Origin of the sequence: Thiobacillus denitrificans ATCC 25259, from assembly GCF_000012745.1 — a bacterium.
GTDB classification, from domain to species: domain Bacteria; phylum Pseudomonadota; class Gammaproteobacteria; order Burkholderiales; family Thiobacillaceae; genus Thiobacillus; species Thiobacillus denitrificans_B.
Map to the genome: position 1 here is coordinate 390,599 of NC_007404.1, position 14,517 is coordinate 405,115.

A 14,517-nucleotide genomic window follows, 5' to 3' on the forward strand; every position below is an offset into this window, starting at 1 on the left:
ACGGTATGACGATACGAAGAACGGCGGTCGCGCTCGCGGTCGCGGCAATATGTACGGGCAGCGCATGGGCAGCAGCACCGGAAGACGAGCGCGCGCGCGTCGAACTGCTGCATGAGACGACGCTGAACCTGATCCAGCTGCTGGTCGAACAGGGGGTGTTGAAGCAGGAAGCGGCCGACGCGATGCTGAAGAAAGCACAGCAGCAGGCCGCCGAGAAAACCGCGCAGGCCCAGGCCGCCGAGGCAGAGGCGACTAAGGGTGTGGTGCGCGTCACCTTCGTGCCCGAGACCGTCAAGCGCGAAATCCGCGAGCAGGTGCGCCAGGAAGTCGTGGCGCAGGCAAAGCTCGAACGCTGGGGCGACGTCAACGCGGTGCCCGAATGGCTCGACCGCCTGAAGTGGGAGGGAGACTTCCGTCTGCGCTATCAGGGCGACCTATTTTCGGAGAACAACGCACCTGAAGCGACGTTTCAGGCGATCGGCCAGAATGTCAGCAACACGCTCGAGGACCGTCAGCGTGAACGCGTCCGCCTGCGCCTGGGGCTGAGCGCCAACGTCGCGGGCGGTGTCGACGCCGGCATCCGCATCACGACGGGCAATACGTCCGATCCGGTGTCGACCAACCAGACACTGGGCAACTACGACAACAAATACAGCCTGGTACTCGATCGCGCCTACCTCAAATTGACGCCGGTCGACGACCTCGCGTTGTGGGGCGGCCGTATCCCGAATCCTTTCTTCTCGACCGATCTGGTATGGGACGACGACCTCAACTTCGAGGGCGCCGCCGTGAGGTACGCGCCGGGGGCACCAAACCTCGCGCGCGCGTTCAAGCCTTTCGTCACCGCGGGCGTGTTTCCACTGCAGGAAATCGAACAACGGACTGGCGTCGCGGCGCAGGACAAGTGGTTGTACGGCGCCCAAGCCGGACTGGAGTGGGCGCCGTCGACGCGTGCGCGCTTCAAGTTCGGCGCGGCGTACTACGCCTATCGGAACATCGCCGGCGTCTTGAATACCACGCCCACGACGACCGGACTGTATGACCTCACCGCGCCGCAATCGCGCCAGAAGGGCAATTCGCTGTTCGTCATCGACAGCGACGCGAACAACGACAACACGCAGGACGACCCGGTCCATGGGCTTGCCGCCGACTATCGCATCGCGAACGTCACGCTCGTCGCCGACCTAGCGGAGTTCCACCCGGTCCACGTCATCGGCACGTTCGATTGGGCGCGCAACGTCGGATACGACCAGACCGAAATCCTGACGCGCACCGGCCAGAATATCGAGCCCGAAACCGACGCTTACTTGGTCAAACTCACGATCGGGCATACCAAATTCAGCTACGTCGACGACCACGAATGGCAGGCGTTCGTCGGCTACCGCTACGTCGAACGCGACGCCGTGCTCGACGCGTTCACCGATTCGGATTTCCACTTGGGCGGCACCAACCACAAGGGCTTCATGATCGGCGGTTCGTATGCGCTCTTCAAGAACACCTGGCTGTCGGCAAAGTGGATGTCGTCGGACGAGATCAGCGGCCTGCCGCTCGCTATCGACGTCTTCCAGCTCGACCTCAATGCAAAGTTCTAAGGCCTTGATTCTCCTCGTGGGGCTAGCGCCGGCCTACGCAGTTGCGCAGCCGCTGGCCGACACCGAGCTGGGATGGCTGGTCACCGAATCGACCGAGCGCCCGCCGCGCGTGGCGAGGCTGCGCCCGCCTCCGGAGCGATTCACGGTCATCGCCGCCGACGGCAACTTCGTGCCGCCCCGCGTCCAGCGGGGCGAGGAAGCCGAACTGATGGACGCGGCGCTCCGCGGCGACCTCGCAGCGGTGCGGGCTCGGCTCACGGCGGGGGCGAATCCGAACGTCGGCGACTACTGGCGGGACGTACCGCTGGTGGGAGCCGCGCGCCGGGACGACCTGGAACTCGCTCAGATCCTCCTCGATGCGGGTGCCGTGCCTAACGTCAAGGGGCGTGGCCATACCCCACTGGGCATCGCGGCGAAAAACGGAAACGTGCGCCTGGTCGAACTGCTACTACGTTTCGGTGCCGATCCCGACCGCAAGAGCGACGACGGCGACACCCCGGTGCACGGTGCGGCGCTGATCGGTCACGCCTCAGTCATCGACGCGCTCGCCCGAGCCCGGCCCGACTTGTTCACTTTCAACCGCGAGGGGCTCTCTGCGCTTGCCGTGGCTGCGGCCAATGGCCAATATGCCGTTGCCGAGGCGCTGGTCCGCGCAGGGGCGCCGCTGGATTGGGGCGACAAGAAATTCCATTCGCCGTTGTGGTGGGCATTTTCGGTGGGAGATCTGGAGATGGCACGGCTGTTGTTGAGGCTGGGCGCCGCGCCGGGCCAGTTGCCCGTGGGGAGCTTGTGATGAAACGTGTGGCATGGATGGTGCTCGCGACAGCGATAGCGTCAGCGTCAGCGTCAGCGTATGCGGGGAACGACAGTCGCGAAAAGCAGATGCTGCGCCGAATGCAGCAACAGGTTCAGCAGCTCGATCAGGCGCGCGCGCAGGCCGAGCAGGACAGGGCAGCAGCGCTCGCCGACAATGAGGCGCTGACGCGCGAGATCGCGGGGGAAATCGTCACCGCACGCCGCGAGCGCGCCGCGCGCGGGAGGCTCGAACGCGAGTTGGAAGCGGCGCGGAAAGAGCTGGACGCATTGCGAGCTCGACTGGGCGACACCGAGAAGCAGCTCGCCGACAGCCAGGCCCGACAGCAGGTGGATGCGCAAGCGTTGAGACAGCTTCACACGGTGAAGGAGCGTACCGCGCGCGAACTGTCCGGGGTGTCGCGCGACCTAACGGTATGCCGTGCGCACAACGGACAACTCTATGGACTCGGCCGTGAGATGATGCAGAGGTATCGCGAAAAAACCTGCGCGGACGCGGTGGCGCAGATCGAACCGTTCACCGGTTTGAAGCGCGTGGAGGTCGAAAACCTGCTTGAAACGTGGCGCGACCGGCTCGATGGCGAAAAAATCGGCGTGCCCGTTTCGGCTGAGCCGAACGGCGCATCATTGCCCTCCTCGGGTCGCTGACGGCCGTATGGCAGGAGGGCAAAGGCGCGTAAAAGTTGAAGTCCCCTGAGGCGCCAACTCGGGGTTGCGCAGGCCCTCCATTTTTTTTGGTGCGCTCGTCTCGGTAACAGAACTGGTAAATGTGCGCGGGAGCCTCTCCAAAGATCTGATCTGAGGGTGCACGAAGCGTCAGGTCAACCACTACGTTGGTCAGGGTCGTCCGAAAAATTCTCCGTCGCGCAATCCCGACCCCCGGCGCGCAGATCAGACCCCGAATGCTTCGTATGCCCAGCCCATGACGAGCGCCGCCAACACTGACCAGATAACGACAATCACGGCCCCTGCGACTCGGCTAACAGGCTTTCCATTTTGAATGGCTTTTTGCGCCCGTGCTCGACACTCAGCTAACACGGCGTCAGGAATCTTTTTATTGCCAAGGTAATACCCAAGGTATCAGGACGAGGTCATCGAGGTACCCAATGACAGGTATGAAAATCGGGGATGAGATCAATGGGGCTAAACGCATAGGCGACGATTCCGGCCACAAGGAGCTTGGCATACAAGGCGTCCTGGGGTCCCGTGAAGCCAAGTAAAGCGCAAAAGTCTCAGACTTGAGATGCCGCGCACGTTGTTTCAGTTCTTCAAGCCGCAAGGAATGCTCCTCTGCCAATAAGCGCCCACCAGGTAATGGAGAGGCCCGCGGGGTCCGACATTTTTAATAAAGAGACAGGCAAATGGGGGTGGCCAGCCTCGGCCGAGGACGCGAGGGTCGGTAACCCAACCGCAGGCCGGTCATTAGCCAAGCGGACGCGCAGGCTTGAAGCTTAAGGCGGCTTACAGAACCCACGGCTACAGGCTTTCAAGCCACCGCTACTCGCCGGGATGTTGTGACGCATCCGGGCAGAGATGAATCTCAGTGGTGGAATGGACGATCTCTTCGTGGATGGCCAAGCGCTTGCGGATGGCGTCCGGGGTGAGCGAGGCGGCGTGTGTCACGACCGCGAGTACGCCCGAGTATACCTGCTTGCCCACCTGCCACATGTGGAGGTATGCGTCTTTGAACAGCCGCTGATCAGGGGTTAGCCAAACGGCTGTTTTCCGATCCGACGAACGCGTGCCCCCTGAAAATAGCCGCCCGCGACTCAGCAAGACAATCAGACTCCCATCAACCACGAAGGAGTCTGACATCGAAGCCAATCAATCTCGGGGGCCTTGGAACAAAGGCAAGCTGGTCGGCCAAAAGCCACCACTGAAGCCCAAGGACATCTGGGCCATCCGCATCCACCTCCAAAACGAACATCGCGCTCGTGACTTGGCCATGTTCAACTTGGCGATCGACAGCAAGTTGCGTGGCTGCGATCTGGTGAATCTGCACGTTCGGGACGTAACGCACGGCAACCAGGTATTGCCCCGAGCGATGGTGGTGCAGCGAAAGACCCAACGTCCAGTGCAGTTCGAACTCACCGAACCGACAAGGTCTGCCGTGTCGGCATGGGTCGAAAAGGCGAATTTGAGGCCGGAGCACTATCTGTTCCCTGGTCGCCTGGGGCGAAATCGCCTCATGTTTCGACCCGCCAGTACGCCCGCATCGTGCATCGGTGGGTTGCCGCCATTGGACTAGATTCGACGGTCTATGGCACGCACACCATGCGGCGAACCAAGGCGACACTGATTTGCAAGCGAACCAAGAACCTGAGGGCCATCCCGCTCTTGCTCGGTCATACCAAGCTGGAGAGTACTGTTCGATACCTTGGGATCGAGGTCGATGACGCTCTGGAGATCTCGGAGCAAACTGAGATCTAACAGTGCAATGTAAGCCGCACGCTACGCTCCTTGATGGGCGCCGTGCGGCCTTTTTTGAGCAATGTGCCAAATGCGTGCGGTCGGTCAGGAACGGTCCGTTTAGCGTGGTCACGGGAATAGCCGTTCGCCGGCCAAAGCGCCCGCGTCGCGTTTGCCTACTTTGAATCCATGGCTTTGGCTGGTCGCCCGGTCTTGATCACTTCCAGGCGGCGTATTGCGGTAACCACCGAGGAATCACTCAGTTCCGCCAGGCCGGCCACGGCTGCACGCAGAATCTCGCTTTTCTTGGCCGACACGCCCGCATTCAAGCAGCGCTTCTTCAACTCTGCGATTAGCGCGTACTCCGTTTCAGGCATGGTGAAGCTGTCGCGCACCAGCTTGACCTTCTTCGCCTTGACCGGCTTGTCGGCCTTCTTGCTGGCAGCCGGCTTTGCCGCTCGTGCGGATTGCTTCGCCGCAGCGGGTTTGGTGGCCGCTGCAGGGAGTTTGACCTTCCTGCTTGGCGTGGCTTTTGGCCTCTTTCTGGTGGGGGCAGTTTTGGCGGCGCTGGCGGTCCGTCGGGTGGTGGCTGGTTTGGCTGCTTTCCGCTTGGCTGCCACAGCTGTACCGGTATTTGTGGCAGGGGGCGCTGCGGCGTCGGCAGGCTTGTTGGTGTCGTCGATCATGATGGAACCCTTTGTGTGAAAAACAAGGTATTCAGTATATACACTTATCGTCGGGGTTCAATCGACGGCAAGCGTCTTTATTGCGTGCGGCATCCACGCGTCCGAGAGGGAGTACCAAATCTTTAATGTGACAATCCTATCCTTATTAATATGTCAGAAAAAACCCGGATTCTCGATTCGCTGAACGAACAGGCTCTGCTGCTGCCGAGCTTGGTCAACCGCGCCCTCGCCGCGAACGACCGCGTCAAGTACCGTTTCACCCTGCTGCAGGCTGCGCAGGCGCATGCCGAGCGGCCGGATGCGGTGATATCGAGCCTGCGCGCCGAGCGTCTGGCCGCCGGGGTGCCCGATGGTAATCTGGACCGCGTGGTTGGCGACTCGGAACGGCTTGGGAAGGGGCGCTACCGCGTCCCGGAAGCCGCCCGCATCGTTCGTGATGCATTCTCCGATGTCACTGAAATGCTGGAGCCCCTGCGCGTGGCCGAGAGCGGAGACAGTGCGGCATTCACCCAGCGCCTGCAGGCTTTCACTGTCCAGGATTTCGCCGGCGATGAACTGGCGGCCGATCAGATCCATGCCATCACCTCCGGAGACCGCGCGGCCGGAGACAGCCTCCACCTGCTGGTGATGGACATGCACCGGGCGTTGAATGCGCTGCAGGCGAGCCTCGCCAGCGAAACCATCAGCGGTTGCCGTGCCTACGGCATCCGCGACACCGACCGGGCGCTGATCGCAGCGTTCATGGAAGGCATCAATCGCACTGCGCCGCTCAAGTTCGACCATCCGGGCCTGCCTGCCACGGCGACCCGAGTAGGTGACAAGCTGGTCCTGCAGAACGACATCGGCACCACCGATGCGCATGTGCTGGTGATCCACGTCACGGGCCGGACTGTCACTGTCACCTACACCGACGTCCATTTGCCGCGCTTGCTGTTCTTCCAGAGTCTTTTCGACGGCTATCCGGTCAAATGGGAGGACACGCGCTCGCGCAAGGACGCGGGGATGGAGGACGGCGTCTACCACCTCTGCGTAGGGAGCCACACTGCGCGCAACAATACCCAGCTACGCGACTACCTCGGCCATCTCGGTTCGCGGCTGGTATTCCTCATCGACTGGAACCGGGCGCGCAAGCGGCTGCGCCTGTTCGTTCCGCGCAAGGCGGCGACAGACGTGCTCAAGTGGGCGGCCGACGGCAACATAGGCCACATGGCCTGGCTCAAGGCCGGCGGCGAGCAGTTAATCTTCGACGCCATGAGTTTTGCGTACGGTGGCCAACTGAAACCGGGAGACCGGCTTGACGATCTGCTGACGGAAAGCCGCGCAGAGCAGTTTCTGCGCTTCAACCTGAAGCAGGCGCTCGAAGGGATGGCCCAGGGCCGGCCGGCTTCGCTGGCCGCGGACGAGATCCGCACCGAGCTGGCGTCGCAGGTACGTTCCACCGAGGATGCCATGCTAGACACAGCACTGGAACATGCCGGCCTGATCGTCGAACTGGCTGACACCGTGCGCGCCGCACTGGAAGCGGCACAGGCCGGGCGGCAGCACGAGGTCGCCGCGATGGCTGAGCGCGCCAAGGACTGGGAAACCGCGGCCGACCGCGAGCTGAACAATGCACGCAGCACCCTACTGGAGGGCGACAGCTTCGTGCTGCAGTTGATGAGCGAAGCCGACGACATCGCCGACGATCTCGAGGAAGCGGTGTTCCACATCACGCTCTCGCCCACCGCGCCGGGCACGTCGATTTCTGCTCTGGGCAAGCTGGTGGATCCGGTCGCCAATGCCAGCCGCGAACTGGTCAAGGCGCTGGCCGCTTCGCGCCATGCCCGCCGCGGCGTACCCCGCGAGGACATGGACGATTTTTTGCAGGCGGTCCACGCCATCCGCACCATGGAGCATGCGAGCGACCTGGCCGAGCGCGACGTGAAGCGCACCCTGGCAGGCGACCCGCGTCCATTCTCGGAGGTGTTCGGCATCGTCGAGGCAGCGCGCAATCTCGAGGAGGCAGCCGACGGCCTCATGCACGTGGCCCTGCTGCTGCGCGATCATGTGATGGGCAAGGTGATTCATGCCTAAAGGAAAAAGCAAGTCCGCCGCACGGCTGCCCGTGTTCGACCTGAACGGTCGAGACGGCGTGCCGGACGTGCGCATCGTCGGCTTCAAGGCACACAACCTGATCCGCATGGCCGCGATGGGTTTGCCGGTGCCGCAGGGCTTCGTCATGGGCACTGACTGGTGCGGGGCCATCCGGAACGGCGAGGGTGTGAAGGTGCATTTGCCCGATGCGCTGCAATCCGGCATCCGCGACCTGGAACGAGCCACCGGCCTTGGGTTCGGCAGCGCGCGCCGCCCTCTGCTGGTTTCGGTGCGCTCGGGCGCACCGGTTTCCATGCCGGGCATGATGGAAACGGTGCTTAATGTCGGACTGAATGATGTGTCGCTGGCAGGGCTGTTGCGGCTGACCGGCGATCACCGTCTGGTGTGGGATTCCTATCGCCGCCTGATCCAGGCCTTTGCCGAGATCGTAGCCGTTATCCCGGCCGAGCCGTTCGAGGCTGCGCTGGATGCCACCCTGCGCCGGGCCGGCGCAGACGTTGCGCGCCAGCTCGACTTCCAGGCCCTGCGCGACCTGGCGCACATCTACCTCGACCTCTACCACGGCCACACCGGCCGGGAATTCCCCCAGGATCCATTCGAGCAGCTGTGGATGGCGTGCAGGCGATTGAAAGCTCTGCTGGGAAAAGTGATTTCGAACTGCATCAAGTTCTGGAAGGCGCTCGAAACATAATCAACGGCAACGCCATATTTCTACACGACATCTATCAAAGCAAGGTATGGAATGAGGTCTATGGATCGAAAGCCTAACCCGGCGGTCAAGGCGCTCCCTCCGGTCGCTGGGACGGACGCGAAATGAGAGGCACCGTGAAATCCGCACCTCACACTGCGGTCAACAGGGACGCTCAAAATAGCCGGCTTCGCCAGCTGTTTGGGTGCCCGTTACCTTCAACGTTGGGCAGCAAGATGATCCTCCCTACGTCACGAACGGTTTGGTTTGCCTTCGCGAGTTTCACTCTGTATTTCGGGGCGTTTCTTGTTCAAAAGGTTGTCCCAAGTTTCGGTGGAACTGCGTTCGTATTTCTTCTGACCCTTTCCCTTCTGATCGTTGTCCCTATCCTCGTCCTGCTCGCTGTTTGGGGCACTGTTGCGCTAGCGCGAGAGCGCTTGCGAAAACAACCTATGAGCGCTCGATCGCGAGCAGCTGGCCGCATCGCATTCGCTGGAATTGCTGCCTGCGCGATTTCTCTGGTGCTAGGAAGCCTCCTTCCGAACTCGCTACCTAGTGGTTCGTACTACAGAACCTTTGATCGTGGCGCTTCGTTGGACCCAGCATCGGCGAGCTACGTTAAAGGTGACATTGCGCCTCGGCAGAAAATGCTTGCAGACGTCGTGGGCCAATTGCCAGGCAAGAGCCGGTACGCACTGGAGGTGATGTTGGGTCCGTCGCTCGATACGTCGTACTTCAAAGACTCGGGGCGCGACCTCATCTACATAACAGGCCCTCAACGGGACTCCCTCTTCGCAATAGACTCGGAATGGTTATTGATTTGGGTGGACGACAAGGGCATCTATGAACGCCATGCCATCGTCACAGACTAATATGTTGCCGCCCAACAGGGCGCTCCAGCGGCACGCGCCGCCGGCAAGCCGGCTCCGCGCCCCTGAGCTAGCACGTTGGGCGCCAAATCCGCTCACATTGGCCTCCGTCGCAGCGCGTTCAGCGTAAGAAATACTCAAACATTTTAGGCAAGGGAGAGGTGGAGTATGTGTGGAAGTTTATAAAAGTCGGGATTGCTCTTTTTCTTATATTCCTAGGCGCGTCTTGCACTGCATCCAGGAACATCAACAATCATATGAGGGAATGTGGCACTGAGTTGCAGCTAAGCGAAAGAATACGTGCTAAGCAATTCCAAACCAAGGAACAGATAGAGCTAGAGATGAAAACCTGTGTAGAGGAAAAACTAGGTTTTCCTGAAAACATCTTTTCTTTGTGGAATCCAGTACATGTCAAATTCAACCAGCAGTAGGGTTTTTCGTTACCAGAGATCGTCCAAAATGTCGCCCAACATGGCGGTCGAGAGGGACGCTCCACCAGCGGGGCGGGCTTCGCCCATTTTCGCCCCGCTAGCTCCGCGCCCCTCACCTCTACGTTAGAACTCATACGACAGGCCAGTCACATGCGAACGCTTGCAGTCATACTTACATGCCTTGCTCCGGTCATTTCCTACGCCGGCGTCCTTGACCGGCTAGGTGGGAGATGGGACACGATGCCGATCGACAAACCAATCTGCGTGAACGACGACTATCAACACACGATGGTCGTGTCCGACGATAGGCAGCAGGTTACGTTCAAGCATGTAACACCGATTGACGGGCCGAACGGGAAAGTTCAGGAGTACACGTACAAGGTTCTCTACGAAGAAGGTGACAGCGTTACCCTGTATCTCGAAGGAGAAACTCGGAAGCATTCCAACGGTGATAGAGCTATTTGGGTACTCATACTGGAGCGTCCTGATTTCTACCGCTGGCGTATCTACGGAACGCCGGCTGAGTGGCGGAACACTGTCGTTGGTAAGCGGTGCAAGGAATGAGTTCTAACCTTTCGTTCGAGAGGGACCTCGCGCGAAAGGCCGCGCGAGGCCCCCAACTTCACGTTAAGCTACACAGCACACACCTATGCTCTCACTCTCTGAAAATCTAAAGCTAGAACGTTGCCCACACTGTGGCACCGCCAATCCGAACCTTGACGCATCTGCCGCGACCATTTCAATAACGCGTCTGAACGTCCTCCGCCAAGCTGGCAGAGCGAGAAGACCCTGCTGCTGACCGAACTCGTGAGTGGTCAGGCGACAATCCCGTATTCGATTCTGCCGAGGACATCAGCCACCAATTCAGAGCCGACTTCCGTATCCACCAGAGAAGCGGGCGTCTCGCCACTAGCGACCTATTGCTGTTATTCAACCAAGCAAGGCCATTGGACAGATCACCAAAAACGTCCTCGGCCCGTGCGACAGCCTTTGCCAGGCGGAGCAGACGTTCTGAGTCGGCGGGCGACAAGCGCTGTTTGCACCTGCGTCCGGCCCAGGCGCGCGCGGAAAGACCCAACATCGCCGCAAGCTCGGAATTTGATGCGCCTACGTTGGTAGCAAACGCATCAAGCGTCTTTGAAGGGAAGCCCCGACGGATTGCGGAGACCCAGTCAAACGGATTGAATCGCTTCATCTGCAAGGAGCTGGCGCCGCCCAACAAGGTAATTGCCCTAGGCGTTAGATCAATGGGTACCGGAGTCGTACTTTCCGAACCTCGCCGTGCAGCTTTGATGCCCAAGCTGATCATTGCGTTTCCGATTCCTGCATCACAGTGTTCATACGCATAGCGCTACAACACGATCAATTTCGGTCTTTCATCACTCTCGATGGCATTCTTCCTCTGTTGACCGGCCTCGAGTGCGTCACATGTCCTGGACAGCTGGTCGCGTGCAGGACGCCGCTTCTCCCTATAGCGTTTGCTGAAGTCAGGGGGCGTGATGATCAATAGTCCTTGAAGATATCGCAAGATCACGTCACCTTCACCTTAATCGTCCAGTCGCGCCGTCTCTATTGGCGGCAGCCATGTCGTGGGGGGCGGTGTAATTTCGAAGCCCAGATCAGTAGAGGTGGCCGGGGATCCCCATATGGGCAGATATGCGGTTCACTGGAGGGTCACGTGAGCCGGCCCGAATCTCGTGAACCTCCTTCCGTCGACTTTAATCCTCACGGCTAGTTTAGGTGTCCGATTCAGGGAGGCGGCGTCTCTCGTTTTGCTTGCCCGACGTATTTATTGCTGCCTGTCACTCAGTGAGAACTGACGCATGGCAAGGCGTCGAGTTCTGGTTCGACGGTTCAACGAGGAGACTACGACGCCAACAGCCACGATCACTCGTAAGGTCCAGGTCACTCTCCCTGCCACGGTAAGACCTTCACTGGGCGTCAAGGGCCGGCGACCGGATGGAATTCGTCCGGGTCGGGCCCTGGCCGCCGCCGCCGCTTCGAACTCATCGCTGTTACCCAGCCGGTGACAACCGTGAAAGGCATGATTCAAAACCGGCGACTGCGGTTGCCGTCGATGTGATGAGCGAAGCCATTGCCAACCGGAGAGCTGAGTTTACGACCATTTTATTGAGAAGATCGGGCTCGATAAGAAGAGTGACAGAGTCGTTTACGACTCTCCAATTGTTCGGTGCCGGACAGGCACGCTTGCCGGCCGCACGAATGCTAGCGTGGCATTCACGACTTAATTAGGCCGGAATACCCGGCTTCGACCCGATGCAACGCGCGGGTGACGGCGAGCCACGCGCCCAGCCACCCGAACAGCGCCGTGACCGCGAGTACGGCCGTGACTTCCGCGGCTCTCGGCCCGACGAGGTGGAAGCTCGAGCCGTAAAGCGCCGCGAGGCGTTCGACACCGGGACGCAGGATTTCCCCGGAGAACGCCAGAATGCCGAGCGTCGCTGCGCCGCCCAGTCCGCCCTGCAGCGCCCCGACGTAAAGGAAGGGCCGGCGGACGTAGCGGTCGGTCGCGCCAATGAGCCGGCTGACCTGGATCTCATCGCGACGCGCGAGCACCTGGGCGCGGATCACGTTCCCGGAGATTGCGGCCAGGGCGACGGCGAACAGCCCGGCGAGCACCCAGACGCCGGTTCGGCCGAGTTCGAGCGCGGTCTGCAGGCGCTCGGCCCAGGCGCTGTCGACGTGGGTCTCCGCAACGCCGGGCAAGTTCTTCAGATCAGCAGCCACGCGCGCAAGTTCCGCACGGGTCGTATCCCGCGGGCGTACGAGCCAGGCATCAGGGAGTGGATTTTCCGTGAGCCCAGCCGTCACGTCGCCGAGTTCCTGGGTCGCGCTCAGCGCGACCAGCGCCGCGTCCTTGGGAACGAAGCGGGCCTGCGCGATGTCGGGGCCCCGGAGGCGCGCCGCGACGGCATCCTTCTGCGCCGCAGAGACGTCGTCGGCGAGGAAAACGCTGATTTCCGGCTGCGCCGGGAGCGTGCCCGCGAGGCGCTCGAAGTTGCCGATCACGAGGTAGAGGCCGCTCGGCAGGCTGATCGCGACGCCCATTGCCAGCGCGGCGAGCAGCGTCGACAGCGGCTGCGCGGCAAGGCGGCGCACCGCCTCGACGAGCGCATGCTTCTGATGGCGCAGCCAACCGATCATGCCGCGGCCTCGGCGACCTTGCCCTGATCGAGATGCAGCGTGCGTTCTCCGCCGTCGCCGATCGCGCGTTCGTCGTGGGTCGCGATCACGAGCGTGGTGCCGACGCGGTGGAAGTCGCGGAACATCGCCATGATGTCGGCGGCGTAGCCGGCATCGAGGTTGCCGGTCGGTTCGTCGGCGAGAAGCAGTCCCGGGCGTGAGACGAGTGCGCGGGCGATGCAGAGCCGCTGCTGCTCGCCGCCGGAGAGGCTCACCGGCCTGGCTTTTTCACGGTTGAGCAGGCCGACTTTGTCGAGCACGGCGCGTGCACGGCGCAAGGCCTCGCGCCGGTCGAAGCCCGCGATGTCGAGCGGCAGCACGACGTTTTCGATCACGCTGCGGTCGAACAGGAGCTTGTGATCCTGGAATACCAGGCCGATGTTGCGCCGAAGATAGGGGACGGCGCCGCGCGAGAGGCGGCCGACGTTCTGGCCGTTCACCGAGACGACGCCGCTGGTCGCGCGCTCGATCGCCGCGATCAGCTTCAGCAGTGTGCTCTTTCCGGCGCCCGAGCGGCCGGTGAGAAACACGAGCTCGCCTTTCTCGATGCTGAAGCTGGCGCCGGAAAGCGCTTCGTGCCCGCCCGGATAGCGTTTGGTGACCTGGCTGAACTGGATCATGCCCGGTCAGGCCGCGAACACGGCCTCGACGAAGTCGCGGGCATCGAACGGCCGCAGATCGTCGACGGTTTCGCCGACGCCGATGTAGCGGACCGGCAGCGGACGCGCCTGCGCGACTGCGGCGATCGCGCCGCCCTTGGCGGTGCCGTCGAGCTTGGTCAGTACGAGTCCGCTGACACCGAGCGCGTCGTCGAAAGCCTTGACCTGCGCCACGGCGTTCTGTCCGGTGTTCGCGTCGAGCACGAGCAGGATCTCGTGCGGGGCGCCCGGGATCGCCTTCTCGATGACGCGCTTGACCTTGCGGATCTCTTCCATCAGGTGCAACTGCGTCGGCAGCCGGCCGGCCGTGTCGGCGAGGACGACGTCGATATTGCGCGCGCGGGCCGCCTGGATTGCATCGAAAATCACCGCGGCCGAGTCGCCTTTTTCCTGGCTGACGACGGTGACCCCGTTGCGCTCGCCCCAGACCTGAAGTTGTTCGCGTGCGGCCGCGCGGAAGGTGTCGCCGGCGGCGAGCAGAACCGAGAGGCCTTGCGCCTGGTAGAGCTTGGCGAGCTTGCCGATGGTCGTGGTCTTGCCGGCGCCGTTGACGCCCGCGAGCATGAGGATGAAAGGTTTGTGCGTTTTGACGTCGAGCGGCGCCTGCAGCGGAAGCAGCATGTCGATCAGCGCCTGCTTCAGCGCGGTCTGCAGTTCCGACGCCTCGGTGAGATTTTCGCGGCGGACCTTTTTCTGCAGCGTGTCGAGCAGGGCCTGGGTCGCGTCGACGCCGATGTCGGCCGTGATCAGGATGGTCTCGAGTTCCTCGAACAGCTCGGCGTCGATCTTGCGTCCAACGCCGAAGAGCCCCGCGAGCTGGCCGCCGAGCCGGTCGCGCGTCTTGGCGAGACCTTGCTTGAGCCGTTGCGCCCAACTCACACGTGCCGGGGGCGTGGCTTCGGCGGCCGGCGCGTCCGGCGCAGCGTCAGTGGCTTGTGCGTCGGCCGCATCGTTTTGTGCGTCGGCCGGCGTCTCGGTGGAGGGCGGTTTGGACTTGAAGAAACTAAACACGGATCGAGGCGGTCTGCAGAGCAGTTTGACGGACTGCGGTATCTTATCATTCGTGCACGCG

Annotated in this window: 14 protein-coding genes and 2 pseudogenes; 9 read left to right on the top strand and 7 right to left on the bottom strand. The window is 61.9% G+C overall.

Annotated elements, in window-relative coordinates; translation table 11 throughout:
* Nucleotides 1-5 precede the first annotated feature (5 nt).
* From TBD_RS01800 to TBD_RS01810, 3 genes are all read left to right on the top strand, one after another.
* On the top strand, nt 6-1,592 hold the full coding sequence (locus TBD_RS01800) for a putative porin (RefSeq protein ID WP_011310873.1): 1,587 nt from the start codon (nt 6-8) through the stop codon (nt 1,590-1,592).
* Between the two features lie 4 nt (nt 1,593-1,596).
* Nucleotides 1,597-2,385 (top strand): ankyrin repeat domain-containing protein, encoded by a 789-nt coding sequence (locus TBD_RS01805; protein WP_238376481.1) that lies wholly within the window; start codon nt 1,597-1,599, stop codon nt 2,383-2,385.
* A gap of 89 nt (nt 2,386-2,474) precedes the next feature.
* Nucleotides 2,475-3,053, top strand: a complete 579-nt coding sequence (locus tag TBD_RS01810; RefSeq protein WP_238376482.1) for a hypothetical protein — start codon at nt 2,475-2,477, stop codon at nt 3,051-3,053.
* 443 nt (nt 3,054-3,496) lie between these two features.
* On the opposite strand, the gene TBD_RS15270 is transcribed toward TBD_RS01810, so the two are convergent.
* Entirely contained in the window at nt 3,497-3,595 is a 99-nt protein-coding gene (locus tag TBD_RS15270; protein WP_202943210.1) for a DUF1232 domain-containing protein, read from the bottom strand.
* Nucleotides 3,596-4,146: 551 nt separating this feature from the next.
* Between TBD_RS15270 and TBD_RS15060 the strand changes: the two genes are divergently transcribed.
* The gene (locus TBD_RS15060; RefSeq protein WP_238376525.1) at nt 4,147-4,653 is read left to right on the top strand and encodes a hypothetical protein; all 507 of its coding nucleotides are present in this window, start codon (nt 4,147-4,149) and stop codon (nt 4,651-4,653) included.
* Nucleotides 4,623-4,835, top strand: a complete 213-nt coding sequence (locus TBD_RS15065; RefSeq protein WP_238376512.1) for a hypothetical protein — start codon at nt 4,623-4,625, stop codon at nt 4,833-4,835. Before TBD_RS15060 ends, TBD_RS15065 begins: the two co-directional genes overlap by 31 nt.
* Before the next feature lie 155 nt (nt 4,836-4,990).
* Here TBD_RS15065 and TBD_RS14415 read toward each other — a convergent pair whose 3' ends face one another.
* A complete protein-coding gene (locus TBD_RS14415) occupies nt 4,991-5,500 on the bottom strand; it encodes a hypothetical protein (protein ID WP_011310879.1) in 510 nt (169 codons plus the stop codon).
* 150 nt (nt 5,501-5,650) lie between these two features.
* Here TBD_RS14415 and TBD_RS01830 point away from each other — a divergent pair, with 150 nt between their 5' ends.
* The 4 genes from TBD_RS01830 (at nt 5,651) to TBD_RS01845 (ending at nt 10,146) form a co-directional block, all read left to right on the top strand.
* A complete protein-coding gene (locus TBD_RS01830; RefSeq protein ID WP_011310880.1) occupies nt 5,651-7,573 on the top strand; it encodes a hypothetical protein in 1,923 nt (640 codons plus the stop codon).
* Nucleotides 7,566-8,285: a PEP/pyruvate-binding domain-containing protein gene (locus TBD_RS01835; protein ID WP_011310881.1), complete on the top strand. Its 720-nt coding sequence runs from the start codon at nt 7,566-7,568 to the stop codon at nt 8,283-8,285. The genes TBD_RS01830 and TBD_RS01835 overlap by 8 nt, the downstream gene beginning before the upstream one ends.
* Before the next feature lie 134 nt (nt 8,286-8,419).
* Entirely contained in the window at nt 8,420-9,154 is a 735-nt protein-coding gene (locus TBD_RS01840; RefSeq protein ID WP_202943211.1) for a hypothetical protein, read from the top strand.
* Nucleotides 9,155-9,822: 668 nt separating this feature from the next.
* Complete coding sequence (locus tag TBD_RS01845; protein WP_041432217.1) at nt 9,823-10,146, top strand: hypothetical protein; 324 nt, start codon at nt 9,823-9,825, stop codon at nt 10,144-10,146.
* 251 nt (nt 10,147-10,397) lie between these two features.
* Here TBD_RS01845 and TBD_RS15275 read toward each other — a convergent pair.
* From TBD_RS15275 to ftsY, 5 genes and pseudogenes are all read right to left on the bottom strand, one after another.
* A pseudogene (locus tag TBD_RS15275) lies at nt 10,398-10,478 on the bottom strand (hypothetical protein); the annotation flags it as partial.
* An 8-nt stretch (nt 10,479-10,486) separates the two neighbouring features.
* Nucleotides 10,487-10,891, bottom strand: a pseudogene (locus tag TBD_RS15280) (antitoxin Xre-like helix-turn-helix domain-containing protein); the annotation flags it as partial.
* Between the two features lie 929 nt (nt 10,892-11,820).
* A complete protein-coding gene (gene ftsX / locus TBD_RS01850) occupies nt 11,821-12,747 on the bottom strand; it encodes a permease-like cell division protein FtsX (RefSeq protein WP_011310887.1) in 927 nt (308 codons plus the stop codon).
* The gene (ftsE, locus tag TBD_RS01855) at nt 12,744-13,406 is read right to left on the bottom strand and encodes a cell division ATP-binding protein FtsE (RefSeq protein ID WP_011310888.1); all 663 of its coding nucleotides are present in this window, start codon (nt 13,404-13,406) and stop codon (nt 12,744-12,746) included. The genes ftsX and ftsE overlap by 4 nt, the downstream gene beginning before the upstream one ends.
* 6 nt (nt 13,407-13,412) lie before the next feature.
* The gene (gene ftsY, locus TBD_RS01860; protein WP_041432218.1) at nt 13,413-14,456 is read right to left on the bottom strand and encodes a signal recognition particle-docking protein FtsY; all 1,044 of its coding nucleotides are present in this window, start codon (nt 14,454-14,456) and stop codon (nt 13,413-13,415) included.
* Nucleotides 14,457-14,517 lie beyond the last annotated feature (61 nt).